General features: G+C 69.5%; 23 protein-coding genes. 18 read left to right on the forward strand and 5 right to left on the reverse strand.

The window, feature by feature from the left end:
• Positions 1-3: 3 nt before the first annotated feature.
• The gene (gene mutM / locus QFZ61_RS10015) at positions 4-978 is read left to right on the forward strand and encodes a bifunctional DNA-formamidopyrimidine glycosylase/DNA-(apurinic or apyrimidinic site) lyase (protein WP_307035611.1); all 975 of its coding nucleotides are present in this window, start codon (positions 4-6) and stop codon (positions 976-978) included.
• On the opposite strand, the gene QFZ61_RS10020 is transcribed toward mutM, so the two are convergent.
• From QFZ61_RS10020 to QFZ61_RS10030, 3 genes are read right to left on the reverse strand one after another with little or no spacing between them, the layout of a single operon-like run.
• Positions 948-1,934: an NAD(P)-dependent oxidoreductase gene (locus QFZ61_RS10020; protein ID WP_307035613.1), complete on the reverse strand. Its 987-nt coding sequence runs from the start codon at positions 1,932-1,934 to the stop codon at positions 948-950. The two genes, mutM and QFZ61_RS10020, sit on opposite strands and share 31 nt — an antisense overlap.
• Positions 1,931-4,657, reverse strand: a complete 2,727-nt coding sequence (locus QFZ61_RS10025; protein ID WP_307035615.1) for an alpha/beta fold hydrolase — start codon at positions 4,655-4,657, stop codon at positions 1,931-1,933. The genes QFZ61_RS10020 and QFZ61_RS10025 overlap by 4 nt, the downstream gene beginning before the upstream one ends.
• Complete coding sequence (locus QFZ61_RS10030; RefSeq protein ID WP_307035617.1) at positions 4,651-5,673, reverse strand: 3-oxoacyl-ACP synthase III; 1,023 nt, start codon at positions 5,671-5,673, stop codon at positions 4,651-4,653. The genes QFZ61_RS10025 and QFZ61_RS10030 overlap by 7 nt, the downstream gene beginning before the upstream one ends.
• A gap of 268 nt (positions 5,674-5,941) precedes the next feature.
• On the opposite strand from QFZ61_RS10030, the gene smc reads away from it, so the two are divergent.
• Both smc and ftsY read left to right on the forward strand, forming a co-directional pair.
• Positions 5,942-9,589 carry a chromosome segregation protein SMC gene (smc, locus tag QFZ61_RS10035; protein ID WP_307035619.1) on the forward strand — a complete coding sequence of 1,216 codons (3,648 nt, stop codon included), beginning with the start codon at positions 5,942-5,944 and terminating at the stop codon, positions 9,587-9,589.
• Between the two features lie 55 nt (positions 9,590-9,644).
• Positions 9,645-10,850 carry a signal recognition particle-docking protein FtsY gene (gene ftsY, locus QFZ61_RS10040; protein ID WP_307035621.1) on the forward strand — a complete coding sequence of 402 codons (1,206 nt, stop codon included), beginning with the start codon at positions 9,645-9,647 and terminating at the stop codon, positions 10,848-10,850.
• Between the two features lie 52 nt (positions 10,851-10,902).
• Here the strand turns inward: ftsY and QFZ61_RS10045 are convergent, their stop codons facing one another.
• Positions 10,903-12,168 carry an MFS transporter gene (locus tag QFZ61_RS10045; protein ID WP_373427147.1) on the reverse strand — a complete coding sequence of 422 codons (1,266 nt, stop codon included), beginning with the start codon at positions 12,166-12,168 and terminating at the stop codon, positions 10,903-10,905.
• Positions 12,169-12,452: 284 nt separating this feature from the next.
• Between QFZ61_RS10045 and QFZ61_RS10050 the strand changes: the two genes are divergently transcribed.
• Together QFZ61_RS10050 and QFZ61_RS10055 are read left to right on the forward strand one after the other, a co-directional pair.
• Entirely contained in the window at positions 12,453-13,817 is a 1,365-nt protein-coding gene (locus QFZ61_RS10050) for an ammonium transporter (RefSeq protein ID WP_307035623.1), read from the forward strand.
• The gene (locus QFZ61_RS10055; protein WP_307035625.1) at positions 13,814-14,152 is read left to right on the forward strand and encodes a P-II family nitrogen regulator; all 339 of its coding nucleotides are present in this window, start codon (positions 13,814-13,816) and stop codon (positions 14,150-14,152) included. Before QFZ61_RS10050 ends, QFZ61_RS10055 begins: the two co-directional genes overlap by 4 nt.
• A gap of 112 nt (positions 14,153-14,264) precedes the next feature.
• Here QFZ61_RS10055 and QFZ61_RS10060 read toward each other — a convergent pair whose 3' ends face one another.
• The gene (locus QFZ61_RS10060) at positions 14,265-15,653 is read right to left on the reverse strand and encodes a glucose-6-phosphate dehydrogenase (protein WP_307035627.1); all 1,389 of its coding nucleotides are present in this window, start codon (positions 15,651-15,653) and stop codon (positions 14,265-14,267) included.
• Between the two features lie 150 nt (positions 15,654-15,803).
• Here QFZ61_RS10060 and ffh point away from each other — a divergent pair, with 150 nt between their 5' ends.
• The 13 genes from ffh to lepB (QFZ61_RS10125) all read left to right on the forward strand — a co-directional run bounded on the left by ffh (position 15,804) and on the right by lepB (QFZ61_RS10125) (position 26,077).
• Positions 15,804-17,387, forward strand: coding sequence for a signal recognition particle protein (gene ffh / locus QFZ61_RS10065; protein ID WP_307035629.1), 1,584 nt, complete (start codon positions 15,804-15,806; stop codon positions 17,385-17,387).
• A 78-nt stretch (positions 17,388-17,465) separates the two neighbouring features.
• Entirely contained in the window at positions 17,466-18,200 is a 735-nt protein-coding gene (locus tag QFZ61_RS10070; protein WP_307035631.1) for an alpha/beta hydrolase, read from the forward strand.
• A 1-nt stretch (position 18,201) separates the two neighbouring features.
• Entirely contained in the window at positions 18,202-18,690 is a 489-nt protein-coding gene (locus QFZ61_RS10075) for a GNAT family N-acetyltransferase (RefSeq protein WP_307035633.1), read from the forward strand.
• Between the two features lie 3 nt (positions 18,691-18,693).
• Complete coding sequence (locus tag QFZ61_RS10080; protein WP_307035635.1) at positions 18,694-19,779, forward strand: amidohydrolase family protein; 1,086 nt, start codon at positions 18,694-18,696, stop codon at positions 19,777-19,779.
• 97 nt (positions 19,780-19,876) lie between these two features.
• Complete coding sequence (locus QFZ61_RS10085; protein ID WP_307035637.1) at positions 19,877-20,752, forward strand: VOC family protein; 876 nt, start codon at positions 19,877-19,879, stop codon at positions 20,750-20,752.
• 130 nt (positions 20,753-20,882) lie between these two features.
• Positions 20,883-21,320 carry a hypothetical protein gene (locus tag QFZ61_RS10090; RefSeq protein WP_307035639.1) on the forward strand — a complete coding sequence of 146 codons (438 nt, stop codon included), beginning with the start codon at positions 20,883-20,885 and terminating at the stop codon, positions 21,318-21,320.
• Between the two features lie 207 nt (positions 21,321-21,527).
• Positions 21,528-21,950, forward strand: a complete 423-nt coding sequence (gene rpsP / locus QFZ61_RS10095) for a 30S ribosomal protein S16 (protein WP_307035640.1) — start codon at positions 21,528-21,530, stop codon at positions 21,948-21,950.
• Position 21,951: 1 nt separating this feature from the next.
• Complete coding sequence (locus tag QFZ61_RS10100; RefSeq protein ID WP_307035642.1) at positions 21,952-22,194, forward strand: RNA-binding protein; 243 nt, start codon at positions 21,952-21,954, stop codon at positions 22,192-22,194.
• A 124-nt stretch (positions 22,195-22,318) separates the two neighbouring features.
• Positions 22,319-22,891 carry a ribosome maturation factor RimM gene (gene rimM / locus QFZ61_RS10105; protein WP_307035644.1) on the forward strand — a complete coding sequence of 191 codons (573 nt, stop codon included), beginning with the start codon at positions 22,319-22,321 and terminating at the stop codon, positions 22,889-22,891.
• Position 22,892: 1 nt separating this feature from the next.
• Positions 22,893-23,696, forward strand: a complete 804-nt coding sequence (gene trmD, locus QFZ61_RS10110; RefSeq protein WP_307035646.1) for a tRNA (guanosine(37)-N1)-methyltransferase TrmD — start codon at positions 22,893-22,895, stop codon at positions 23,694-23,696.
• A 262-nt stretch (positions 23,697-23,958) separates the two neighbouring features.
• The gene (gene rplS / locus QFZ61_RS10115) at positions 23,959-24,318 is read left to right on the forward strand and encodes a 50S ribosomal protein L19 (protein WP_090953186.1); all 360 of its coding nucleotides are present in this window, start codon (positions 23,959-23,961) and stop codon (positions 24,316-24,318) included.
• 100 nt (positions 24,319-24,418) lie between these two features.
• Complete coding sequence (gene lepB, locus QFZ61_RS10120; RefSeq protein WP_307035648.1) at positions 24,419-25,096, forward strand: signal peptidase I; 678 nt, start codon at positions 24,419-24,421, stop codon at positions 25,094-25,096.
• Positions 25,097-26,077, forward strand: a complete 981-nt coding sequence (lepB, locus tag QFZ61_RS10125) for a signal peptidase I (protein WP_307035650.1) — start codon at positions 25,097-25,099, stop codon at positions 26,075-26,077. It abuts the gene before it with no gap.
• Positions 26,078-26,083: the final 6 nt, after the last annotated feature.

Raw genomic sequence — 26,083 nt, forward strand, 5'->3', positions numbered from 1 at the left:
TCGTTGCCTGAACTGCCCGAGGTGGAAGTGGTCCGGCGCGGCCTGGTGAACTGGGTCCGCGGCCGGACCATCACCGGCGTCGACGTCGTGGATCCCCGCTCGATCCGCCGGCACGCGCTGGGGGCCGAGGACTTCGCCGGGAACCTGCAGGGCGCCCGGGTGCTGGACGTGGTCCGGCGCGGCAAGTTCCTCTGGCTGCCGCTGACCGACACGTCGGCGGGCGAGCCCGCTATGCCTGACGGCGCTGGCGAGGCGCCGCCGTCGGTGGCGCTGATGGCGCACCTGGGCATGTCGGGCCAGTTGCTGATGCAGGACGCCGGCGTTCCGGACGAGAAGCACCTGAAGATCCGGCTGCGGCTCAGCCCGGCTGCTGGCATGCCCGAACAGTTGCGGTTCGTGGACCAGCGGATCTTCGGCGGGCTGTTTCTGACCAGCTTGATCCCCACGGCCGACGGCGGTCCCGGCGGTCTTGCCGAGACCCCGCTGCCGTTGATTGCCGAGGAAGCTTCGCACATTGCCCGGGACCCGCTGGACCCGCACTTTTCCTTCGACCTGTTTTACCGGCGGCTCCGGGCGCGCAGGACCGGGCTTAAACGGGCGCTGCTGGACCAGGGGCTGGTCTCCGGGATCGGGAACATCTACGCGGATGAGGCGCTCTGGCTCGCGAAGCTGCACTACGCCCGCGCCACCGACACCCTCCGCCGGTCCGAGGCGCTGCGGGTGCTCGACGCCGCCCGCGAGGTAATGACCGACGCCCTGGCCGCCGGCGGAACCAGCTTTGACTCGCTGTACGTCAACGTCAACGGCGCCTCAGGCTACTTTGAACGCTCGCTGAACGCCTATGGCCGGACCGGCGAGGAGTGCCGGCGCTGCGCCGCGGCGGGCATCGTCAGCCTGATCAAGCGCGAACAGTTCATGAACCGCTCAGCCCACACCTGCCCTGTCTGTCAGCCGCGGCCGCGCAACGGCCGCTGGTAGTAGGCCGCCAGCCTGGCCAGGCCCTCATCCAAGGTCACGGCCGGCGTCCAGTCCAACAGCCGGCGCGCCTCCCGCTGGTCAAACCAGTGCGCGGTGGAGAGCTGTTCGGCCAGGAACCTCGTCATGGGCGGTTCGTCTGTCTTGCCCGCCCGGGTCCAGGCCTTCTCCACCAGTGACCCCGCGGCCCGGGCGAGCCTGCCCGGCACCGACCATGCCGGGGCCGGGACGCCGCCGGCGGCGCAAATGCCGGCCAGCAGCTCACCGACCGGGCGGGGTTCGCCGTTGCTGACCACGAGCGCCCGGCCCCGGACATGGTCCATCCGGTGCAGCGCGGCGGCGATGGCAGCGGCGGCGTTGTCGATGTACGTGGTGTCGATCAGGGCCGCGCCGGCGTCGAGCAGCGGCAGCCGGCGGCGGCCGGCGCGTTCCAGCACCCGCTCCACTAACTGGGTGTCGCCCGGGCCCCAGACGATGTGCGGCCGGACTGCCGCGACCCGGAACTCCGGGGAGCCCGCGGCCAGCGCCAGCAGTTCGGCTTGAGCTTTGGTGCGGGAGTAGTCCCCGTGGGCTTTGGCCGGGTCCGCCGGGTCGGCGCCGAGACCGGCAATTGCGGCCCCCGAATTGGCCACCGACGGGGAGGAGACGAAGACCAGATCCCGCACGCCGGCGTCGCGCGCTGCCTGCAGCAGCAGCCGGGTGCCCGCGACGTTCACCTCGTCGAACTCGGCCGCGCGGCCGGTGAAGGAGACTTTCGCGGCCAGGTGGATGACACCCTCGGCGCTGGCGACGGCCCGGCGGACGGCGACGTCATCCGTCACCGACCCGGCGACGTCGGCGGCTCCCTCGACGCCGGAGGGCCGGCGCTGGAACGTGGTCACGGCGTGGCCCTGGCGCACCAGCAGCCGTGCCACTTCCCCTCCCAGCAGCCCGCTGGCGCCGGTGACAAGAACCCTCACGGGGTGCCCGGGCGGCCGCCGGCCAGCACTTTGGATGCCCAGCGGGCCAGTCGGGTCCGGTCGATCTTGGCGTTGTGCCGGATGTCGGTCGGCTGGGCGGGTACAGCCAGCACGGCGGACACAGCGACGCCCGCCCCGCGGGCAGCAGCCCGGACCCGCCCTGCAAGCTCCGGGGCGGCGGGGCCGGGACGGCGGACGGGCGGCACCGTCTCCACAACGGCGACCACGGCCTGCGTCCCGGCCGGGCCGACGCCGACGATGGCAGCCGGCCCGACGCCGTGCAGCCGCTCGATGGCCTGCTCGGCGCCGACCGGGGTCACGACGGCGTCAGGTCCGGTCACGACGTGCGCGAGGCGGCCTTCAACCCAGAGCCGGCCGTCGGCATCAAAGTGCCCGACGTCGCCGGTGCGGTGCCAGCCTGGCGTGCGGGCGCTCTCGCGCTGGGCGAGCCAGAGCCGGTCGTACGCCTCCATCACGTGCGGGGCGGCCACCAGGATCTCACCGGTCACGCCCGGCTGCATGACCGGGTCATTTCCGGCTGCGGTGCCGTTCGCGGCGAGGGGGATGACGGCCACGCGGGCGCCGTGCACCGGCCGGCCCACGCAGACGCCGTTGCCGGCGCCCGGAACGGTTCCGGCGGCTGCGTCCGTTTCGGCGGCCCGGATCTGCTCGAGGCTGATGTCGGTGACCGGCAGGGCTTCAGTCATGCCGTACGGGGTGTGCAGCCCGGCGCGGGGCACGAGCTGCTGGACCTGTTCGAGCAGGGACGCGGGGACGGGGGCGCCGGCGGAGAGCAACAGTTCCACACGGTCCAGGGCGTCGCGGCCGGCCCGGTCCAGGCTGTCCCGGGTGGCGAGTACATTGCGCAGCGCCGCGGGCGACGCGAAGACCACGGTGGCGTCGATGGCGGCCGCCGCGCCGGCCAGGGCCCGGGCGGTCAGGGTGCGGGGCACGGTGACGTCCATGGCGGGCGTCACCGACACCGCGCCGAGCGCCGGTCCCAGCAGGGCGAACGGCGCGAAACCGGCGACCAGGCGGGCGCCCGGCCGGATCCCCAGCGTCTCGGCCAGGGTGTCCCGCATCGCGCCCAGCTGCCGGTGCGTGTACAGCACACCCTTGGCAGGACCGGTGGAACCTGAGGTGAAGAGCACGGCGGCGGGGGAGTCCGGCGCAGGAAGCGCGCGCGGCTCCGCGCTGTTGTCATTGCTGCCCGCGCCGGCTGCACCGATGCGGGCTGCACCGGTGCGGGTCAGAGCGGCAAGGGACGTTTCGACGCCGAGGACGCGGCGGCGCGCTGCCGGCAGCTCCGCCACACTGATCCGCCGGGCCGCCCAGCCCAGGACCTTGGCGGCGGCCAGCGCCTTGTCGATGCCGATCAGGAAATCCGGGGTGGCACCCTTCACGGCCCTGCTCAGGCCCCGGGTGCCCAGTCCGGCGTCGGCGACGACCACCACGGCGCCGAGGCGCAGGCAGGCGTAAAGGACGACGGTCAGGTCCACGCCCGGCGGAACCATCAGGCTCACCCGGCTGCCGTGGCCTACTCCGGTGTCCTGCAGTCCCGCCGCCACGGCAGCGACGCGCTGTTCCAGTTCCAGCCAGCTGAGCGAGCGGGCCACGGTGCCGTCGTCGGCCATTTCCGCGACGGCGGTGTCCCCGCCGGCGGGTCCGGCCGCGAGTTTGGTCAGCGGCGCCCACAACGGGGCATTGTCCGCAGGCGCGGATTCGAGGGGCTCCGGGGCGAGGGGTTCCGCGGCGACGGACGCTGTGCCGTTGGGCCCGGACGCTGCGCGGGGCAGCCCGTTCTCGGCGAGCCAGTCGAACACCGGGGTGGCGATGTCCCGGTCCTCCGCGACCAGGTGGCCGGCTCCTTCAAAGCGGTGCACCTGGGCGTGCGGCAGCCGGCCGAGGAGGTCCTTGAGGTACCGGTCGGAAAAGATCGGGTCCTTCGGGCCCCAGAGCATCAGGGCCGGGACGCTGAGCCCGCGCAGCCCTTCGGCCAAGCGGTTCAGTGCCGGGAAGCTGGGGTGGGAGGCATCGGCGGGGATGTCGGCGACGAAGTTCCCGACGCCGGCGCGGCGGCCGGAGCTGCGGTAGGGGGCCATGAAGGCCGTGCGGACCTCCGGGGCCAGCGGCGGGTGTGCCAGGGCGTGCGTCACTCGCAGGAAGGCGTCCGACGTCGTGGTTCCCCAGCGGTGCACGGCGGGGTGCAGGGCGAGTTGCAGTGCCGGCGGGATGGGGGAGCCGGCGGGCTGGTGGACGGCGGTGTTGGCCAGCACGACGCCGGCGAGCTGCTGGGGGTGGGCCAGCGCCCAGCCGAGGCTGATCGCTCCGCCCCAGTCGTGGCCGACAGTGACGACCGGCCCGTCCAGCTCGAGCGCTGCGGTCAGGTCGCCCAGATCGTTGATCCGGTCGGCGAGCCGGCGGAACTCACCGGTGCGCTCGGAGAACCCCATGTCCAGTTGGTCAACCGCGACAACCCGCCACGGGCGGGCCGCGTCCGAACCGGCGGCCAGCAGGGTCCGCCACAGATAGGACCAGGTCGGGTTGCCGTGCACGCACAGCAGGGTACCGGCGGGGACGAGGCCGCGGCTGCTGAGCTGGGCGCCGTTGTCCAGGACGTGCCAGCGGCGCACGGTGCCGGGCACATCGACGGCGGACGAGGAGGGCACGGCGATTTCACGTGACCAGGCGGGATCGACGCCGGGCCAGTCGGCGGTTACCAAACGATTTCCACCATTGCGGTGTTCAGGCCGGAGCCGACGCCCATGCACAGGACGCGGTCTCCACTGGTCAAGGACTGCGCTTCCGCCGCGAGCGTCATCGGCAGGGACGCCGGGCCGACGTTGCCCCAGTGCGGGAATGTGATCGGCACCTTGTCCGGGTCCAGGTCGATGGCGTCGATGATCGCCTGGGTGTAGGCGTTGCTTACCTGGTGCGTGACGTAGCGGTCCATCGCGGCCCAGTCCCACTCCGGCTGCGCTTCCTGCCAGGCGTCGACGACCAGCTGCAGGCCGCCGTCGAGCAGGCCCTTGGTGTCGGTGGCCATGCCGTCGATGCCGCCGACGCACAATTCGTGGTGTTCGGTGCCGGCGCGCATGACTCCGCCCACGACCCGGTGGGCCCCGGGGTGCTGGTCTGCCGGGCCAAGCACGGCCGCCGCGGCGCCCGAGCCCAGGGTGAGGGTGGCGAATTCGCGGTTGAAGTCTTCGCGGGTCGTCTCCGGCCGCTGTAACCGCGCCAGGGTGGCCTCCTGGGTGGCCTGGGCGTCCTCGCCGTTGACGATCACGGCGTACTTGATCTGGCCGGAGTCGATCATGTTGGCGGCCAGGGTCATGCCGTTGACGAAGCCGAGGCAGGCGTTCGCCAGGTCGAAGTTCATCGCCGACGACGGCAGGCCCAGCCCGTGGTGGATTTTCACCGCGACCGACGGCTCAAGATTGCGGCGCGTCACAGAGGTGTTGATCAGCAGGCCGACGTCGGCCGCAGCGATGCCGGACTCGGCCAGGGCCTTCGCGCCCGCCTCGATGGCGGCGTCGTCGAAGGACGTCCCGGGGGCCCACCAGCGCCGGTGCGTGATCCCGGCGACCCGCTCAAGCAGCCTCGGCGGGAACCTCAGGCGGCGCAGGGTCGACGCGAGCGTGTGGTCGAAGTCTCGGGAACTCACGATCGTGGGAGCTTCGACGCTGCTCACCGAAAGCAGGGCGGTGTTGTGGTGCCGGAACGTTGCATTCCCTATCAAATCAAGCCTCTGTTCGTGTCTGTCCTGCGCTCCAGCGGCTTACCGCGACTTCAAGCACAGGCCCAAGGGCTTAACTATGCCCGGTGCGTATCCATTCCTGCATATGCAAAATGGGGCATTAACGCGGCCGCCCTCCCGGGTTTTGCGCTGAATTGTCGTAGCGCCGCAGTAGATTGTATCCGGGGCCGTTCCCCAAAAACCGCGTCCGTTCGCACCGCAGTGTCCTTCACCACGTGCCCAGCCCGCCAAGCAGGAGACCAGAGACACCTTGCACCTCAAGAGCCTGACCGTCCGAGGATTCAAGTCGTTCGCGTCCGCGACGACCTTCGAATTCGAGCCTGGCGTGACCGCCGTGGTGGGACCCAACGGCTCGGGCAAGTCCAACGTGGTCGACGCACTGTCCTGGGTGATGGGCGAACAGGGCGCCAAAACCCTGCGCGGCGGCAAGATGGAAGACGTTATCTTCGCTGGCACCTCGGGACGGCCGCCGCTGGGCCGAGCCCACGTCTCGCTGACCATCGACAACAGCGACGGCGTGCTGCCGATCGACTACAGCGAAGTGACCATCTCCCGGACGCTGTTCCGTACCGGCGGCTCCGAGTACGCCATCAACGGGGCAAGCTGCCGGCTGCTGGACATCCAGGAGCTGCTCTCCGATTCGGGTCTGGGCCGGGAAATGCATGTCATCGTCGGGCAGGGGCAGCTGGACAAAGTCCTGCATGCCACACCGGAGGACCGCCGCGGCTTCATTGAAGAGGCCGCAGGCATCCTCAAACACCGCCGCCGCAAGGAAAAAACGGTCCGCAAGCTTGAAGCCATGCAGGCCAACCTCGCACGGCTCAGCGACCTTACCGGCGAGATCCGGCGCCAGCTCACGCCGCTGGGCAAGCAGGCCGAAGTGGCCCGCCGCGCCCAGACGGTCCAGTTCGAGGTCCGCGACGCCCGCTGCCGGCTGCTCGCCGACGACATCGTGCAGCTGCAGACGGTGCTGGCGCAGGACGTCGCGGACGAGACGGCGCTGAAGGCGCGCCGCGCGGTCGTCGAACGCGAACTGCAAAGCGGGCGGCAGCGGCAGGCCGGGCTGGAGCAGCTCGCCGCCGAGGCCACCCCAAAGCTGAACGCCGCCCGGGACACCTGGTACCAGCTCTCCTCCGGGCGGGAACGGCTGCGCTCGCTGGGCTCGCTGGCGGAGGAACGCCGGCGCCTGCTCGGGGCAGCTGACGCCGTCCCGGACGCCGGCAGGGACCCCGAGCAGCTCGAGAAACAGGCCGCCAGGGTCCGCGCGGAGCAGGCCGGGCTGGAGGCGCAGCTGGTCGAACGCCGCGCCACCCTGGAAACCGCCACCGCCGCCAAACAGGAGGCCGAAGCCGCTGCCGCTGCCGAAGACAAACGCCTCGCGACCCTGCTCCGGGCCGCCGCGGACCGCCGCGAGGGCCTCGCCCGGCTGGCCGGCCAGGTGGGGGCGGCGAGGTCACGGGTCGAATCCGCGCAGGCCGAGGTCGGCCGGCTGCGGGAGTCGCTGAAAGCCGGCGAGGAACGCCGGCGGCAGGCCCAGAGCGAGTTCACTGCGCTGGAGTCCCAGGTAGCCGGCGTCGAGGACGGCGAGGAAACCCTGGATGCGGAATACGAGGCCGCGAGCGAGGCCCTGGATGCTGTGGTGGCGGAAATCGACGCCCTGAAGGCGGCCGAACGGGAGGCCGAGCGGGAACGCGGCGCCCTCGCGGCCCGGCGTGACGCCCTGCAGCTAGGCCTGAACCGCAAGGACGGATCCGAGCATGTGCTCGGATCCGGGCTGGCCGGTGTGCTGGGCCCCCTGGCGGGCATGCTGGCGGTGGAGCCCGGTTACGAGGCCGCCGTCGCCGCCGCGCTGGGCAGCTCCTCCGACGCCGTCGTCGTGCGCGACGCCGGCTCCGCGGCCGCCGCGGTGCAGCTCCTGAAGGACGACGACGCCGGCCGCGCCTCGCTGCTGCTGGCCGGTGCTGACGGCGCTGACGGTGCTGTTGGTCCTGCCGCCGACGCGCCGGATTCCTCGGCCGTACTTCCTGCCGGGGCCCGCTGGGCCACCGAGCTCGTAGCCCCGGCCCGGGACGCCCGGGACGCCCGGGACTCCGGTGGCCCGGACATCCTGCTGGACCGGCTGCTGGACCGGCTGCTGAGGGGCGCCGTCGTCGTCGACGACCTCGACCAGGCGGCCCGGCTGATTACTGCCCGTCCGGACCTGACCGCGGTTACCCGCGCGGGCGATGTGTTCTCCGCGCTTACCGTTACCGGCGGCTCTGCGACGGCGCCGTCGCTGCTGGAAGTCCAGGCAGCCGTCGACGACGCCGCCGCGCGGCTCGCCGAAGTGGGAGCCGACCTGGAACGCAACCGCTTCGCCCTGTTTGCGGCGGAAGCCCGGCGCGCTGCTGCCCAGGAGCGGGCGGACGCCGCGCTGGAGAAACTCCACGACTCCGACGCCCGCCTCGCGGCCGTCGCCGAGCGGCTCGGCCACCTGAACTCGGTGCTGCGCAGCGCCGTCGGGGAAAGCGAACGGCTCGCCGCGTCGCTGGCCAGGGCGGAGGCCGGTATCCAGGGGGAGCAGGACGCGCTGGAAACTGTCGCAACGCGGCTGGCCGCCGCGCAGGAAGCACCGGCCGAGGAGGAACCCTCGCCGGAGCACCGCGACGCGCTCGCCGCGGCGGCGTCCGGGGCCCGCGCAGCCGAGATGGAGGCCCGGCTGGCGCTGCGGAGCGCGGAGGAACAGCTCAACGCCGTCCGCAACCGCGCGTCCTCACTGGAACGCGCCGCCGCCACCGAACGCCGCGCCCGGGAGGAAGCCGCGGAACGGGCCCGGCGCCGCCGGATTCAGGCCGCCCGCGCCGCCGCGGTCTCCGCCGCCGTCGAGCAAGTGGTCGGTTTTCTGGATATCTCCGTGGAACTGGCCCGCGAAGAACGCGACAGCGCCGAGGAACGCCGTGAACAGATGGAACGGGAGCTGGCCGAGGTCCGCGCCGGCAACGATTCCCTCGCCCGGGAACTGGCCGAACTGACCGACTCCGTGCACCGGGACGAACTGGCCCGGGCCCAGCAGCGCCTCCGGATCGAAGCCCTTGAACTGCGCAGCGTCGAGGAGCTCGGCCTGACTGCGGACCAGCTCATCGCCGACTTTGGCCCCGACCAGCCCGTGCCGGTGCCGGCGGGTGCTTCGGCGGACAAGTGGGCCGCCCTCCGCGCCCCGGTGGACGACGACGGGCGCGAGATCGTCGAAGGAAAGCCGTTTGTCAGGGATGAGCAGGAGAAGCGGCTCCGCAAGGCCGAACGGGACCTCTCCGCGCTCGGCCGGGTGAACCCGCTGGCCCTCGAGGAGTTCGCCGCCCTCGAGGAGCGCCACCAGTTCCTCAGCACCCAGCTGGAGGACCTCAAGTCCAGCCGCAAGGACCTGCTGGACATCATCAAGGAAGTCGACGAGCGGGTGCAGAAGGTCTTCGCCGAGGCCTTCGAGGACACCGCGGCGCAGTTCGTCCGGGTCTTTGCCCGGCTGTTCCCTGGCGGTGAGGGCCGGCTGGTGCTCACCGATCCCACGGACATGCTCACCACCGGTATCGAGGTGGAGGCCCGCCCCGCCGGGAAGAAAATCAAACGGCTGTCCCTGCTCTCCGGCGGCGAACGGTCGCTGACCGCGGTGGCCCTGCTGGTGGCGATCTTCAAAGCCCGGCCCTCGCCGTTTTATGTCATGGACGAGGTGGAGGCCGCCCTGGACGACACCAACCTTGGCCGCCTGATCACCATTTTTGAGGAACTGCGCGAGTCCAGCCAGCTGATCGTCATCACCCACCAGAAACGCACCATGGAGGTGGCGGACGCGCTGTACGGCGTGACCATGCGCGGCGACGGCGTCTCGACGGTGATCAGCCAGCGGCTGGGCGCCGACGTCTGAGCGCCGCCGTCGAAGCGTCGGCCGGGGCTTTTAGCGTTTGTGAGAAGCTAGGGGAGTGAACGACATCCTCCCTATCATCCTGCCCATCATCGTCGCCCTGGTGGTCCTCGGTGCGCTGATTCCGGTGTTCATGAAGACCCGGAAGAACATCACCAACTACCCGGGAACGCGTGACGCGAACGACCCCGTACAGGGCGGCGGCGGCACGCTGCTGGAGGACCGGCCGGGCCCGCGCAGCGGCTCCACGGTCATAGGCGCCGAAGATCTCGACGGCCTCGGCACCGTCGAGGTGCCGGACAACGTGGCCGGGCTCGAGACCGTTCCGGTGGAGACGCCGCTGCCGGTCGCGGGACGCCTGATCCGGCTGCGGGAACGCCTGGTCAAGTCCAACAACATTCTGGGCAAGGGCCTGCTCGCCCTGCTCTCGGCAGACAAGATCGACGAAAACGTCTGGGACGAAGTCGAGGAGACCCTGCTGCTCGCGGACCTCGGCACCGAACCGACGATGCAGCTGGTGGACGCCCTCCGGGAACGCGTCCGGGTGCTGGGAACCCGCTCGCCCGAGCAGGTCAAGGCCCTGCTGCGCGAAGAACTCATCAAGCTCGTGGATCCCAGCATGGACCGCAGCCTCAACGTCCAGCGGCACGCGGACAAGCCGGCAGTGATGATGGTGGTGGGCGTCAACGGTGTCGGCAAGACCACCACGGTGGGGAAGCTCGCCCGGGTGCTGGTGGCCGAAGACAAGGACGTGCTGCTGGGCGCAGCGGACACCTTCCGTGCCGCCGCCGCCGAACAGCTCGCCACCTGGGGCCAGCGCGTCGGCGTCCCCACGGTCAAATCCGACATCGACGGCGCTGACCCGGCGTCGGTCGCCTACGAGGCGGTCAAGGCCGGCATCGACCAGGAAGTCGACGTCGTCATGATTGACACCGCCGGCCGGCTGCAGAACAAAATCGGCCTGATGGACGAACTCGGCAAGGTCAAGCGCGTGATCGAAAAGCTGGCCGAGGTGGACGAGGTGCTCCTGGTTCTGGACGCCACCACCGGCCAGAACGGCCTGAACCAGGCCCGCGTCTTCGCCGAGGTCGTGAACATCACCGGCATCGTGCTGACCAAGCTGGACGGCACCGCCAAGGGCGGCATCGTCGTCGCGATCCAGAAGTCCTTGGGCGTGCCGGTCAAGCTCGTGGGCCTCGGCGAGGGTGCAGACGACCTCGCCCCCTTCGACGCCGACAGCTTCGTGGACGCCATCCTGAACTAGCCCCGCTGGCCCCGCACCCCCGACCGGCCCGCAGCCGGTGCCGCAACGGCGCCTACTGCGGGCCGGCGGGCTTTCCCTGGAAAGTTTCGCGGGCCAGCACCCAGCCGACCGCCGCGGCGAGGAGGACCCCGCCGGTGACGCCGAAGGCCCAGCCGTAGCCCAGCCGGTCCGCCAGCAGCCCGGCAATGACCGGGCCTACGATCGCGCCGCTGTCCGAAGTCATCTGGAACACGGCCAGCACCCGCCCGCCGGAACGCTCGTTGCCCACGACGTCGGCGATCGCCGCTTGCTGCGCCGGCCCCAGCAGGCCCGAGCCGATGCCGGCAACGGTGGAGGCCACCAGGAACTCCGGCAGGTGGTGGGTGAACCCGATCCCGGCCGTGGCCAGCCCGGTGACCACCAGGCCGGCCAGCATCATCGGCTTGCGTCCCAGGGTGTCGGCGAGCCGGCCCGAAAAGGTCAGCGCCGCGGCGTTGCCGGCAGCAAAGACGGCCAGCGCCCAGCCGGCGGAGGATGAACCGGCGCCGAGCGCCGCGACGGCAAAGAGCGGCACCGTTGCCATCCGGACCCCGAACGTGGCCCAGCCGTTGGCGAAGCTGGAGGCAAGCCCGGCCCGGTAGGCGCTGTCCCGCAACGCGTCCCGCAGCAGCATCGCCGGTGCTGCCGCGCCGGCGTCCCGCGCCCCTGCCGGCACGTGGCTGAGCTGGGTCTGCACGACTGCCGCTGCCAGGACCAGCGCTGCAGCGTAGGCCAGGAACGGCACCCGCAGGCCGAAGCCGGCGAGCAGCCCTCCCACAATCGGGCCGCAGACGTTGCCGATCAGGAAGGCCGACGCATAGGCCCCGGACACCCGGCCCCGGCTCTCTGGCGGCGCCAGCCGCACCACCAGCGCCATCGACGCCACGGTGAACATCACCGATCCGGCCCCGCCCAGGCCGCGGAAGACCAGCAGTTGCCAGTAGTTCTGGGCGAAGGCGCAGGCCGCCGTCGAGGCCGCCACGATCAGCAGGCCCGTCACGTAGATGGGCCGCTCGCCCAGCCGCACGATCAGCGCGCCGCCGGCCGGGGCGAATACCAGCCGCATAAACGCGAAGATGCTGACAATCACCGCTGCCGCGGTGGCACCGACGTCGAACGTCGTGGCGAACTGCGGCAGAACCGGGGCCACCAGCCCGAAACCCAGCGCGATGAGGAAGGCGGCGACCAGCATCACCTTGATGTCCCGGGGCAGGGTAGGACGCCGGCGGGCCGGGCCGCCGGAACGCAGGAAGCCCGAAGCGGGCCCGGCTCCGTTGGCGGAACGGGAAGTTTTGCTCATGCTGCTGCTGCTTTCGGTACTGCTTCGGTGCCCTGGCGCAGGCCGGGGGCTGGATCGTCCGCGTGAAACATAACCGTAACAAGCGCGAGACGCAGCATTTACTTCCAGCCGGTTCTTGTAACAGCCCGGCAATGTAAAACCCCAGCCGGTGAAACACGGCGCCAGCAGACTCTTCTTAGAACGCAATCAGCGTTGGGGCAGGCGGAGCGATCCGCCGGACAGCAACACTTCGCATCGGCCGCTTTTCGGGCGGCACATTTCTAAGCAAAGGGAGGACGTGCACCATGGAACTTACCGCAGGTCACGTTTGGCTGATGGTGGCAGCAGCGCTCGTGCTGTTCATGACACCCGGGCTGGCATTTTTCTACGGCGGCATGACGCGCGCCAAGGCTGCACTGAACATGATGATGATGAGCTTCATCTCGATCGGGATGGTCGGCGTGGTGTGGGTGCTGTGGGGCGCCTCAATGAGTTCCGGAGAGGGTTTCCTGGAAATCGTCGGGAACCCGTTCGCCACCTTCGGGCTGGAGGGCATCACTACTCCCGACGGCCTGATCAAGGTCGGCTACGCCGCCACCTTCGCCATCATCACCGTGGCCCTGATCAGTGGCGCGATCGCCGACCGCGCCAAGTTCGGCGCCTGGAGCGTCTTCGTCCCGGTCTGGGTCACCCTGGTGTACTGCCCGCTGGCGTACATGGTCTGGGGTGGCGGACTCTTCGGCCCGGAAGGTGAGCTCGGCAAGGCCCTCGGTCCTGCCATCGACTTCGCCGGCGGCACCGTGGTGCACATCAATGCCGGTGTTGCGGCCCTGGTCCTGGTCCTGATCATCGGCAACCGCCGCGGCTTCGGCAAGGACCCCAACCACCGGCCGCACAACATCCCGTTCGTCATGCTGGGAGCCGCCATCCTCTGGTTCGGCTGGTTCGGCTTCAACGCCGGTGCAGCAACGACGGCGGAGCAGGCCGGCCTGATCTGGGTCAACACGCTCGCCGCCCCGGCCGCCGCCATGCTCGGCTGGCTTGTCACCGAACGCATCCGCGACGGCCACCCCACCTCGCTCGGCGCCGCCTCCGGCGTGGTCGCCGGCCTGGTCGCGATCACCCCGGCCTGCGCCAACGTCAGCCCGGTCGGCGCCCTCGGCCTCGGCGTCGTGGCCGGCGTCGCGTCCTCGCTCGCTGTCGGACTGAAGTTCCGCTGGGGCTTTGACGACTCGCTCGATGTCGTCGGCGTCCACCTCGTCTCCGGCATCATCGGCACCGTGGCCCTTGGCTTCATCGCCCTCCCGGCCGACGGCGTCGGCGGCGGCCTCTTCTACGGCGGCGGCCTGACCCAGCTGTGGGCGCAGCTTGCAGTCGCCGGCGTGGCGATCGCCTACTCGGCCGTCCTGACCACGGTGATCGCCCTGACGATCCACAAGACGATGGGCTTCCGGGTTTCCCAGGAGCAGGAAGTCGTCGGCGTGGACCTGAGCCTGCACGCCGAAACGGCGTACGAGTTCGGTGTCGGCGGCCACGGCGGAAGCTTCCAGCCGCTGCACGAACTGATCACCGGCAAGTCGCACGGCGACACCTCTGACGCACCGGACCCCGTGACCGTGAAGTCCAACGGCAAGAAAGCCGCAGCAGGCAAGGAAAGTGTGGGGGCATGAAACTGATTACCGCAATCGTCCGTCCGGAAAAACTCGACGCCATCCGCGAAGGTCTGGAGTCCTACGGGGTGCAGGGCCTGACGGTCAGCGCAGCCAGCGGCTACGGCCGGCAGCGCGGCTATACCGAGGTGTACCGCGGAGCCGAGTACAACGTGGACCTGCTGCCGAAGATCCGGGTCGAGGTGCTGGCCACCGACGAGCAGGCGGACGACATCCTGGATGTCATCATCGCCAGCTCCAATACGGGCCGGGCCGGCGACGGCAAGGTCTGGACCGTGGACGTGTTTGAAGCGGTCCGGGTCCGCACCGGAGAACGCGGCACGGCAGCCATCTAGGCGCACAGAGGCGGCGGCCCTCCAGCCGTGGACCGCGCAGCGGGCTGCGACAAGCGGGCCGGACACCGGGGAAGGTGTCCGGCCCGTTTTTCGTCTGCCGCGGGCCCTACGGCTACGTGGGCCAGCCCTCCGGCCCGGGGGACCCGGCCGGGTATTCCTCCAGCGGCACACCGTCCCGGGCCCATGCCTTCAGCACGGGATCGAGGATCCGCCAGCAGTCCTCGGCGGTGTCGCCGCGCACGGACAGCAGCGGATCGCCGTTGAGCACGCCCTCCAGCACTTCACCGTAGGGCAGGAGGGCCGAAGCGCTCAGCTCCGCGTGCAGCGTCGCGCGGTCCAGGCTCAGCACGTCGCCCGGACCGTTCACGTCGACGTCGAACTGCAGCGTGTCCGGGCCGAACCCGATCCGCAGCTGGTTGGGGGTGTCAACGCCGGTGAAGCCCCTGGGCAGGTGCGGCGGGGGCCGGAACGTGACCACCGCTTCTTTGCGCATGGACCCGAGCGCTTTGCCCGAACGGAGCAGGAACGGCACGCCCTGCCAGCGCCAGTTATCGATGTCCACCTGGACCTCGGCCAGGGTCTCGGTGTTCCGGGACGGGTCCACGCCCTCTTCCTTGGCGTAGTCGGGCACCTTCCGGCCGTCCAGGGATCCGGCGGTGTACCGGGCGCGGCGGGTGTGCTTGGCGTACGGGGCCTTGATGCTGCTGGCCCGCAGCACAGTCCCGACGGCGTCGCGCAGGTCCCGTTCGTCTACCGAGGCCGGCGGTTCGATCGCCATCAGCGCCATGATCTGCAGCAGGTGGCTTTGGATCATGTCCCGCAGGGCGCCGGCGCCGTCGTAGTAGCGGGCCCGGCCCTCGAGGGCGAGGTCCTCGTCGAAGATGATCTCCACCTTCTCGATGTGTTCCCGGTTCCACACCGGCTCCAGGAACGTGTTCGCGAAGCGCAGGCCCAGGATGTTCAGCACCGTTGCTTTACCCAGGAAGTGGTCCACCCGGTGGATGTGGTCCTCCGGGACCAGGGCGGCGAGCGTCTCGTTGAGGTGCCGGGCGGACTCCTCACTGGAACCGAACGGTTTCTCCATGACCAGCCGTGTGCCGGCCGGCACCTGCTCGGGCGTCAGGGCCTCGCAGGCGAGCTGGCTGATCCGCGGCGGCAGGGCGAAGTACACCGCCACCGGCCCCTCAACGGCGTTGATCAGCCCGGCGAGCTGCCCGTCCGCGGTGACGTCCAGCTGCCGGTAACTGGTGGAGTTGCGGATCCGTTTCAGCTCCCGTTTCCCGCTGGAGTCGGCCTGCGAGTTGGCGTCCGCAAACGAAGTGTCCACCCGCTCCAGCCACTGCTCCGCGGTCCAGTCATCGGAGCCGGCGCCCACCAGGGTCAGGCCCGCGGCGTGGGTCCTTGCCACCAGCCGGGCCAGGCCCGGCAGCAGCAGCCGTCCGGTCAGGTCGCCGGAGGCGCCGAGAATGAGCAGGGTCTTTACCGTTGTTTGACTGGTCACCTACGCCAGCATGCCACCTTGAAGCCGGGTCTTGGTACCCTAGATAGTCGAGTCCCGTTGTCGGGGCAGTTCGTTCCGGCGAAACAGTTCCGACTCTGGCGTGCCGTACCGGCCGTCAGCTGCAGATCCACTGAAAGAAGTGCACGGCGCGTGTTCAATTCACTCTCTGACCGGTTGACAGCAACCTTCAAGAACCTCCGTGGCAAGGGCCGCCTCACCGAGGCGGACGTTGACGCCACGGTCCGCGAGATCCGGCGTGCCCTGCTGGATGCCGACGTTGCCGTGCCCGTGGTCCGCGAGTTCACCGCCCGGGTGCGTGAGCGCGCCCTCGGCGCCGAGGTCTCCGGCGCGCTGAACCCGAGCCAGCAGATTGTAAAAATCGTCAACGAGGAACTCGTTGAAATCCTCGGCGGCGAGACCCGCCGCATCCGACTGGCGAAGACCGGCCCCACCATCATCATGCTCGCCGGCCTCCAGGGCGCGGGCAAGACCACCCTCGCCGGCAAGCTGTCCAAGCACCTCAAAGCACAGGGCCACAGCCCCATGCTCGTGGCCTGCGACCTGCAGCGCCCCAACGCGGTGACCCAGCTGCAGGTCGTCGGCCAGCGCGCCGGCGTCCCGGTCTACGCCCCGCACCCGGGCGCCACCTCCAGCGAGCTGGACCACCCGGCCGGCGACCCGGTCGCCGTCGCCCGCGCCGGCGTCGAGGAAGCCAAGCGCACCCTGCACGACGTCGTGATCGTGGACACCGCCGGCCGCCTCGGCGTCGACGCTGACATGATGGAACAGGCCCGACAGATCCGCCGCGCCATTGTTCCCAACGAAGTCCTTTTCGTCATTGACTCGATGATCGGCCAGGACGCCGTCAACACGGCACTGGCCTTCGACGAAGGCGTCAACTTCACCGGAATCGTGCTCTCCAAGCTCGACGGCGACGCCCGCGGCGGTGCCGCGCTCTCCGTCGCGTCGGTCACCGGCAAGCCGGTCATGTTCGCGTCCACCGGTGAAGGCCTGGACGACTTCGAACTGTTCCACCCGGACCGCATGGCCTCGCGCATCCTCGACATGGGCGATGTGCTCACCCTGATTGAGCAGGCCGAAAAGTCCTGGGACAAGGATGAAGCGGCCAGGATGGCGAAGAAGTTCGCCGACCAGGAAGACTTCACCCTCGAGGACTTCCTCGCCCAGATGCAGCAGATCCGCAACATGGGCTCGATGAAGAAGATGCTCATGATGATGCCGGGGGCGCAGAACATCCGCCAGCAGCTGGAGCAGTTCGACGAGCGTGAGATTGACCGCGTCGAGGCGATCGTCCGGTCCATGACCCCGCACGAGCGGGTAGCCCCGAAGATCATCAACGGCTCCCGCCGTGCACGCATCGCCCGCGGCTCCGGCGTGCACGTCTCCGAAGTCAACGGCCTGCTGGAACGCTTCGCGCAGGCGCAGAAGATGATGAAGAAGATGGCAGCCGGCGGCGGCATGCCCGGTATGCCGGGGATGCCCGGCATGGGCGGTGGCGCGGCCCGCAAGGGCGCCAAGACCGCGCCGAAGAAGAAGGCCCGCTCCGGCAACCCGGCCAAGGCGGCGCAGGAGCTTAAGGACGCCGAAGCACGGCGCGCCGCCCCCAAGGCGCTGCCCACCGGCGCGGCCTTCGGCCAGCAGGGCGGCGACTTCGACCCGTCCCAGCTGAACCTGCCCAAGGGGTTCGACAAGTTCCTCGGCGGCAGCAAGTAAGCAAGGCGCGGTGTGGCAGGGCGGGCGTGGACGTATGTCCTCGGCCTCGATGACAGACCCGTGCCATAGGGTGGGAGCATGTTCAAGCAGCGCGTAGTCTTCGTCCACGGGGCGGGCAGCTTCGGCGCCGCGGCGTGGCCGAAGCAGCACGGCATGGCCCTGCAGTACGACGCCCTGTTTCTGCGCCGGCACGGATTCGACGCCGTCGCCGAGCCGCTCGAAACCGACTTCGACGCCGATGCAGGGATCGTCCTGCGCGCCCTGGACGACGACGGCCGGGGCTCCTCCGGCGGCCACGTCGTGGCGCATTCGCAGGGTGCCATCGCAGCGATGATGGCCGCCGTCGAACGGCCCGACCTCGTGCACTCCCTGACCCTGGTGGAGCCGGCCTGCCTCTCGCTCACGGCCGAACTGCCCGCTACTGCGGCGCACCGGTCACTGCTGCAGCCGCTCTTCGACGTCCGGCACAACCTCAGCGACGAGGACTTCCAGCGCGAATTCGTCCGCCGCGTCTTTTCGGCGGAGACAACCGGGGCCGTCACCGCAGAAAGCCCCCGGGCCGCCCGCCGGCTCCGGCTGCAGGCGCCGGCCTGGGAAGCGCCGCTGCAGATCGTCCCGGGTGTGCCCACCCTGGTCCTCACCGGCGGCTGGGAGCCGCTGTATGAGGAGATCGCCGGCTACCTGCGGGAGACGGGCGCCCTGCACCGCACCGCCCCGGGCGGTCACCGGCCGCACGATTCCAGGGAAGGCGACGGCGCCATCCGTTCGTTCATTGCAGAAGCCAGCCGCAGCCGGCACGCCCGCGCCTCCTAAGATGGCGCTGCTCCTGATCCGTCGGGCTTCGCCGGAAGACCTCGCTGGCCTGCCGGCCCTTGAAGCCGCGGCCGACCGGCTGCTGGCGGCAGAACTGGGCTGCCCGCTACCAGCCGCTCCTGAGCCGGATGACGCGGAGGAACCGCTTTTCCTGCTGGTCGCTGGCAGTCCGGCCGTGGGCTATGCCCGGGTCGATAATGTCGGGGGCCAGGCCCATCTTGAGCAACTCTCGGTGCACCCGGACTTCGCCCGCCGCGGAATTGGCCGGTCTCTCGTGGAGGCAGCCCTGGCTGCGGCACGGGGACTGGGATTCGACTGGATGACGCTGCGTACTTACGCGGACATCCCGTTTAACGCACCGTTCTATGCGAGCTGCGGGTTCGAAACCGTCGCCGTGCCGACGGGGGCGCTTGCCGCTTTGCGGACCCGCGAAGCGCAGCGGGGTCTCGACGGGCTGGGGGTCAGAATCGCGATGCGGATTAGGCTTTAGGCCATGAGCGGCATCATCGAATTCACCGGCCCGGTGCTCACCGCAGCCGACGAGGAACGGCAGGGATTGTGGGCTGTCGACGGCAGGCTGACCTTCCAGCGCCCGCTTGAAACACCCGGATCGGTGCTGGACGGATGGGTCATCCCGGGACTCGTCGACGCGCACTGCCACATCGGCCTGGGCCCGGGCGGGGACGTCTCCGAGGGCGTCGCCGAGCAGCAGGCCCGCACCGACCGCGACGCCGGCACCCTGCTGGTCCGGGACGCCGGCGCCGTCCACGACACCCGCTGGATCCAGCAACGCAACGACCTGCCCCGCATCATCCGCGCCGGCCGCCACATTGCCCGGACGCGGCGCTACCTGCGGGGCCTGGCCATCGAAGTGGAGCCAGAAGACCTCGTCGAGGCGGTCCGCAAACAGGCCCGGGCGGGGGACGGCTGGGTCAAGCTCGTGGGGGACTGGATCGACCGCGACGCTGGCGACCTCGCCGCGAGCTTTCCGGCCCAAAGCGTCAAGGACGCAGTCAGCGCGGCCCACGACGAGGGCGCCCGGGTCACGGCGCACTGCTTCGCAGAGGACACCCTTGATGACATGCTCGACGCCGGCATCGACTGCATTGAGCACGGAACCGGCCTGCTGCCCCGGCATCTGCCCCGTTTCGTCGAACAGGGCGTCCCGATCGTGCCGACGCTGACCAACATCGCCACCTTTCCGGACATCGCGGCGCAGGCCGAGGCGAAGTTCCCGCGCTACGCCGCGCACATGCTGGCGCTCTGGGAGCGCCGCGCGGAAAGGGTCCTCGAAGCCTATGAAGCCGGAGTAAGCATCTACGCCGGCACCGATGCCGGCAGCGTGATCAAGCACGGCAGGATCGTCGATGAGCTCGAGGCGCTGCACGCTGCCGGGCTCCCGGCTGCTGCTGCCCTCGACGCCGGTGCCTGGGCCGCCCGGAGCTGGCTGGGAGCCGACGCCATAGCCGAAGGTGCCAGCGCCGACGTCCTGGTCTGCGCCGAGGACCCGCGGACCAACCTCGCCACGCTGCACAGCCCCTGGAACATCGTGCTGCGGGGGAACGTCCTCGGCAGGTAGAGACACCGGCACTTGGAATAAATTGAAGCTTCAAGTAATTTAGTTCTGTAGAGGGTCATCGAGGGTCGGTGGCCGCAGAACCACCGGAGCGTTTCAAATGACCGCAGAAGCCAGCAGCCAGGATCTTCTTCCCGCCGAACTCACCATGGGCACCGTGATGCTCAAGGTCGGCGACATGAAACTGATGACTGATTACTACCAGCGCGCCCTGGGCCTTGACGTCGTTGCCGACCAGGACGGCGGGCTCTACCTTGGGCGCGGGCAGAAGCCGCTGGTCCATCTGGCCCCCGCGCCGGGGCTGAATCTGCCCTCCCGCGGCGAGGCCGGCCTCTTCCACACTGCCCTGCTGTTTCAGGACCAGTCCTCGCTGGCGGCGACGATTGCCTCAGCCGCCCAGTACGAGCCGCAGTCCTTCACCGGCAGCGCCGACCACCTGGTCAGTGAGGCCTTCTACTTCAACGACCCGGAGGGCAACGGGATCGAGCTGTACTGGGACCGGCCCCGCGACGCCTGGTCCTGGGACGGCACGAACGTCGTGATGGACAGCCTCGCCCTGCCGCCGCAGCGCTACCTGGAGCAGCACCTGACCGAAGCGTCCCTGGCCGGCCAGCGCGAGGCGGACGCCGGCGTCGGGCACGTCCACCTGCAGGTCGGCGACGTGCAGTCCGCCCACGACTTCTACGTCGGCACGCTCGGTTTCGAGAAGACCGCCGGCTGGCACGGGCAGGCGCTCTTCGTCTCCGCCGGCGGCTACCACCACCACATGGCCATGAACGTCTGGAACAGCCGCGGCGCCGGACCACGGCGCGACACCCTGGGCCTGGGCGAGGTGCTGATCGAAGTGCCCTCAGGCGACGACGTCGGCGCCCTCGCGGACCGGCTCAAGTCCGCCAGGGTCCAGTCCCATCACACCGGGGCCGAGTTGCGCTTCGAGGATCCCTGGCGCAACCGGATCCGGGTCGCCGTCCGCTAGGCGCCCGTCGGCAGCCGGCGCCCGTCCCGGCGTCGCTTCAGCCTAACCGCGCCGGGCCGGGCGGAGCGGTTAGGCTGAAGCGACGCTGAAACCGCGGCCCGGCGCCGCCAGAAATCAAAGGATGGGTTCCATGGGATTCACCGAAGTCTTTGTCTCCACCCACGATGAAGCCCTCAAGCGGGCGGCGGCCCTCGATGGCGGCGCGGCGGCGGCAACTGGCGCCGTCCGGATCCCGGAGATCAGCGATTACGAAGTCGAGCGGCTGGGGGACCTGGCCGGCACCGCGGTGCACGCTGCGGGCGCCGATTATGAGCTGGCGATGGTGGACGTGGCCAGCGATTCGCTGCTGGGCGTTCCCGCCGCCATGGTCCGGGCCCTCGCCGACCTGCTCAGCTACGAAACCGAAGGCGAAGGCGACGTCTTGGCCGAAGTCAGCGAAGCCTGGGCCGCCGAGGAGGACATGCCCTTCGGCGCCGAGGAGGCCGGGCGCTATGTCCGGCAGCTCGCCGAGCTGGCCGCCGGCGTGGACCCCGCCACGAAGGCCGGACTCTACGTCTGGACGTCCTGACCGCCGGAGAATCCCGCCCCGCCGGGCCCGCCGCGGGTGTCAAGTCGAAATCCGCGCGGTGATCTGGCACAATAAACAGGTACTCGATCTGCGTGGCCCCTCTCTCCGCGTCCGGATCCTGTCCTTTAGAACCCCCTAGTACGGCCCGCCCCACGGGTGCAGAACGCCGGGCTCGACCCCGTTTCAGAAACAGGAGTGACCACAAAAGTGGCCGTAAAGATTCGCCTTAAGCGCTTCGGTAAGATGCGCGCACCGTACTACCGCATCGTCGTCATGGACGCACGCTCCAAGCGTGATGGCCGTGCCATCGAAGAGATCGGCAAGTACCACCCGACCGAAGAGCCCTCGTACATCGAGGTCAACTCGGACCGTGCCCAGTACTGGCTCGGCGTCGGCGCACAGCCGTCAGAGCAGGTTGCCGCGATCCTGAAGATCACCGGTGACTGGCAGAAGTTCAAGGGTCTCCCGGGCCAGGAGGGCACCTTGAAGACCAAGGCTGCCAAGGAAGCCTTCGTCGCCCCGGAAAAGGGTTCCGTGATCATCCCGGAAGCCATCACCAAGAAGGCTAAGAAGGACGACGCCGCCGAGGCTCCTGCCGAGGCCGAAGCAGAGACCACCGAGGCTGAGTAACTTGCTGGCAGAAGCGCTCGAACACCTGGTCCGCGGGATTGTTGACAGCCCCGAGGACGTCAAGGTCAGTGCGAAGAACAACCGCCGCGGGGACACCCTCGAAGTGCGCGTTCATCAGGACGACCTCGGACGGGTGATCGGACGCCAGGGCCGCACCGCACGCGCACTGCGCACTGTGGTGGCGGCGCTGGCCGAAGGTGAGCCGGTTCGGGTCGACGTCGTCGACACCGACCGCCGCCGGTAGCGCGGCCAGCAGTACTTGATCTTTAGTCCGGCCCCTTCACCAGCTTATGGTGGAGGGGCCGGACTGTTTTGCGCACGAAGCGCAATCAACCCCGCGATTTTATCGAGACCGAACAGAGGAACACATGCAGCTCCAGGTGGCACGAATCGGCAAGCCCCACGGCATCCGCGGCGAAGTAACCGTCCAGGTGCTCACGGACGCCCCCGGTGACCGCTTCGTTCCCGGCACCCAGTTCGTGGTGGAACCGGCCTCGGCCGGCCCGCTGACGGTGGAGAGCGCCCGCTGGAACAAGGACATCCTGCTGCTGGCGTTCGAGGAAGTGGAAACCCGCAATGACGCGGAGACCCTCCGCGGCGCGAAGCTCTTCATCGAGACCGAGGAACTGGACGAGGACGACGACGAGGGCTGGTACGAGCACGAGCTTGTCGGCCTGGATGTCCGGGTCGGCGACAGGGTCGTCGGCAAGGTCTCCGGCCTGCACACCATGCCGGTCCAGGACCTGCTGGTGGTCACGGACCAGGACGGCAAGGAAATCCTCATCCCGTTCGTGGAGCAGATCGTCCCCGAAGTCAACGTCGGCGAGAAGTACGTGCTCGTCACGCCGCCGGAAGGACTCTTCGAGGTCAACACCGACGCCGGAGCGACCCCGGACGACGGCGAAGCCGACGCCGAGAGCGCCCCGGGGGACAACGCCTAAGATGCGGATCGACGTCGTCAGCATCTTCCCGGAGTATTTGGCACCGCTGGAGCTGTCCCTGATCGGCAAGGCACGCCAGGACGGGCTGCTGGATCTGGCAGTCCACGACCTCCGGAGCTTCACCACAGACCGGCACCGCACCGTCGACGACACCCCGTACGGTGGCGGCGCCGGCATGGTGATGAAGCCTGAACCCTGGGCGCAGGCCCTGGCCGCCGTGGCAGCGGCGGGGCCCGAGCGGGCCGAGGGAACCGGCAAGCCCGTGCTGATCGTCCCGTCCCCGGCGGGGGAGCGCTTCAGCCAGGCGATCGCCCACGAACTCGCCGAAGAAGACCAGCTGGTCTTCGCCTGCGGACGCTACGAGGGCATCGACGAACGCGTCCTGGAATGGGCCGCGGAGCATTTCACCGTCCGGCCGATGAGCCTAGGCGACTATGTGCTCAACGGCGGCGAGGTGGCGGTGCTGGCCATGGTCGAGGCGGTGGGCCGCCTGCTGCCCGGCGTCGTCGGGAACCCGGAATCCCTGGTGGAGGAGTCCCACTCTGACGGCCTGCTGGAATATCCGGTCTACACCAAGCCCTCCAGCTGGCGGGACCGCGAGGTTCCGGCCGTGCTGCTCAGCGGCAACCACGGCAAGATCGCCCAGTGGCGCCGGCACGAGCAGTACCGTCGCACCGCGGAGCGCCGCCCGGACCTGCTCGAAACGTTCGACGCCGGCCACCTGCCCCGCGCGGACCGGACGGCGTTCGGTGAACTGGGGTACGACGTCGTCGACGGCCGCCTTCAGCGCCGCCCGAACGCGTAACCCGGGCGGCCCGGCTGCGCAAGCCGCCTCTGCCGATTCACCAAATCGGCCCCGAATGTGGCAAAATTGGTCCTTGTGCCTGCTGGGTGCGAACCTGCCACAGGGGGAGCGTCACCAACAGCGCGGCACCCCGGTCCCGGTCAACTCCTGACTGGACCGGAACGACAAAACTTTCGGCGGGAATTTCCGGTGCGCACAGCATCCGGGCTTGCCCGCCGTGACCCAAAGTGAATGACCTGTGGCGTTCACCAGGAGTGGATCAATGCATATCCTCGATTCCGTAGACGCAGCTTCGCTGCGCAGCGATGTTCCCGAGTTCCGCGCGGGTGACACCATCAAGGTGCACGTGAACATCATCGAAGGCAAGAACTCCCGTGTCCAGGTCTTCCAGGGCTTCGTCCTGGGCCGCCAGGGCGACGGCGTCCGTGAAACCTTCACCGTCCGCAAGGTCTCCTTCGGCGTGGGCGTGGAGCGTACCTTCCCGGTGCACTCCCCGATCATCGACAAGATCGAGCTCGTCTCCAAGGGTGACGTGCGCCGCGCCAAGCTTTACTACATGCGTGCACTGCGCGGTAAGGCTGCGAAGATCAAGGAAAAGCGCGACTTCCAGACCGCCAAGTAAGTCCTCCGGACTTTCTTCAGCGGATCCACGGCTGGCCCGGCACGCGCCGGACCGCCCGCCACTGCGCCGATCTCCAGAAAAGCGTTAGAGGATACGGATCATGGAACAGACAAAACGCCAGCCCGGGAAACTGGGCTGGCGTTTTGCGTTGCTGGGCCTGGTCTTGGCGGTGGCCGTCTCCGGCCTGGTCCGCTCGCTCTGGCTGGACATCTACTTCATCCCCTCGGCATCAATGGAACCGCTGCTGCGCGACGGGGACCGGATCGTTGTCTCCCGCACCGCCTTCTCCTCGGCGCCCGTCCGCCGCGGCGACGTGGTGGTGTTCGACGGGCGCGGCTCCTTCGCCCCGCTCAACAGCGGCCGGGGGCCGGCAGGTGATTTCCTCGCTGGCGCCGGCCACTGGCTCGGCCTGACCGGCAGCGACAACACCTACGTCAAACGCGTCATCGGGCTTCCGGGCGACCACGTCATCTGTTGCGACGCCGACGGCAGGCTCACAGTCAACGGCCAGCAAGTTGAGGAACCCTATGTGTATCAGGGCGACGCACCGAGCACCTTGAAGTTCAGCACGATCGTGCCGGACGGCCGGCTCTGGCTGATGGGGGACCACCGCTCGAAATCGGCTGATTCCCGAAGCCTGCTGGGCGCTCCCGGTGGCGGCATGGTGCCGCTCGACCGGGTGATCGGAAGGCCGGTACAGATCATCTGGCCGCTTGATAGATTTGCAGCTATACCGCGGCCCGACGAGGCCGCCACGACGATAAAGAACGGACAGTAGATGCCCGAGACCGGACCCCGGACTCCTGATCCGCAGGGGCACAACGAGCCCCGGGTGACGTCCTCGCCCATTCCCGCCGGCGAGCACCCGACGACGCAGCTTCCCGCTGTGCCGCGGCCCGAGGGTGCCGACGGCGGCTCTGCGCCGGCGCACGGCGGCTCTGCGCCGGCACGGCCCGTGCAAGCCGGGCGCGCCCGGCCTGCCCCCGAGCGTGCCGCCGGGGTGCCGCAGGACGGGCCCTCGCACGCCGGTCCGACGTCGGCGAAGGCCCGGAAGGCGAAAGCGCGCGAGGGCCGGAGCCCCGCCGTCGTCTGGCTGAAGGAGGTCGCCACGGTCGTGGTGATCGCCGTCGTGCTGTCGTTCCTGATCAAAACGTTCCTGTTCCGGGCCTTCTACATCCCGTCCGAATCCATGATGAACACCCTCGACGTCAACGACCGGATCTTCGTCAACCTGCTGGTCCCCGAGCCCATTGCCATGCAGCGCGGCGACGTTGTGGTATTCCGGGACGCCAAGGGCTGGCTGGTGCCGACCGCGCAGAAGCCGGCCGGGCCGTTCACCGGCGTGCAGGACGCCCTGACCTTCGTCGGCCTGCTGCCGGACAACTCCGAACAGCACCTCGTCAAGCGTGTCATCGGCCTGCCCGGTGACCACGTGGTCTGCTGCGACGGCAGCGGTCGGCTTACCGTCAACGGCGCGCCGCTGGACGAGAAATACGTCAACAATGTCGAGGTCCCGCAGGAACGCGACTTCGACGTCGTCGTGCCCGCCGGCAAGGTCTGGGTGATGGGGGATAACCGCAACCATTCCGCGGACTCGCGGGCACACATGGAAAACGGCGGCGGCTTCATTGACGTCGCCGACATTGAAGGCAAAGCGGCGGTGATCGCCTGGCCGCTCAACCGGATCACGGCGCTGGACAACTACCCGGACGTTTTCAGCGGTGTCCCGGCACCCGCGAAGGCACCGGCAGGCAAGTAGGACAAC

The organism is Arthrobacter sp. B3I4 (genome assembly GCF_030816855.1).
GTDB lineage: Bacteria > Actinomycetota > Actinomycetes > Actinomycetales > Micrococcaceae > Arthrobacter.

Excerpts from the sequence above, each read along its gene's own strand:
- QFZ61_RS10045 (WP_373427147.1), bottom strand. The coding sequence starts at position 12,168 with ATGAGCAAAACTTCCCGTTCCGCCAACGGAGCCGGGCCCGCTTCGGGC.
- QFZ61_RS10050 (WP_307035623.1), top strand. The coding sequence starts at position 12,453 with ATGGAACTTACCGCAGGTCACGTTTGGCTGATGGTGGCAGCAGCGCTC.
- QFZ61_RS10055 (WP_307035625.1), top strand. The coding sequence starts at position 13,814 with ATGAAACTGATTACCGCAATCGTCCGTCCGGAAAAACTCGACGCCATC.
- QFZ61_RS10070 (WP_307035631.1), top strand. The coding sequence starts at position 17,466 with ATGTTCAAGCAGCGCGTAGTCTTCGTCCACGGGGCGGGCAGCTTCGGC.
- QFZ61_RS10075 (WP_307035633.1), top strand. The coding sequence starts at position 18,202 with ATGGCGCTGCTCCTGATCCGTCGGGCTTCGCCGGAAGACCTCGCTGGC.
- QFZ61_RS10080 (WP_307035635.1), top strand. The coding sequence starts at position 18,694 with ATGAGCGGCATCATCGAATTCACCGGCCCGGTGCTCACCGCAGCCGAC.
- QFZ61_RS10085 (WP_307035637.1), top strand. The coding sequence starts at position 19,877 with ATGACCGCAGAAGCCAGCAGCCAGGATCTTCTTCCCGCCGAACTCACC.
- QFZ61_RS10090 (WP_307035639.1), top strand. The coding sequence starts at position 20,883 with ATGGGATTCACCGAAGTCTTTGTCTCCACCCACGATGAAGCCCTCAAG.
- rimM (WP_307035644.1), top strand. The coding sequence starts at position 22,319 with ATGCAGCTCCAGGTGGCACGAATCGGCAAGCCCCACGGCATCCGCGGC.
- trmD (WP_307035646.1), top strand. The coding sequence starts at position 22,893 with ATGCGGATCGACGTCGTCAGCATCTTCCCGGAGTATTTGGCACCGCTG.
- rplS (WP_090953186.1), top strand. The coding sequence starts at position 23,959 with ATGCATATCCTCGATTCCGTAGACGCAGCTTCGCTGCGCAGCGATGTT.
- lepB (WP_307035648.1), top strand. The coding sequence starts at position 24,419 with ATGGAACAGACAAAACGCCAGCCCGGGAAACTGGGCTGGCGTTTTGCG.
- lepB (WP_307035650.1), top strand. The coding sequence starts at position 25,097 with ATGCCCGAGACCGGACCCCGGACTCCTGATCCGCAGGGGCACAACGAG.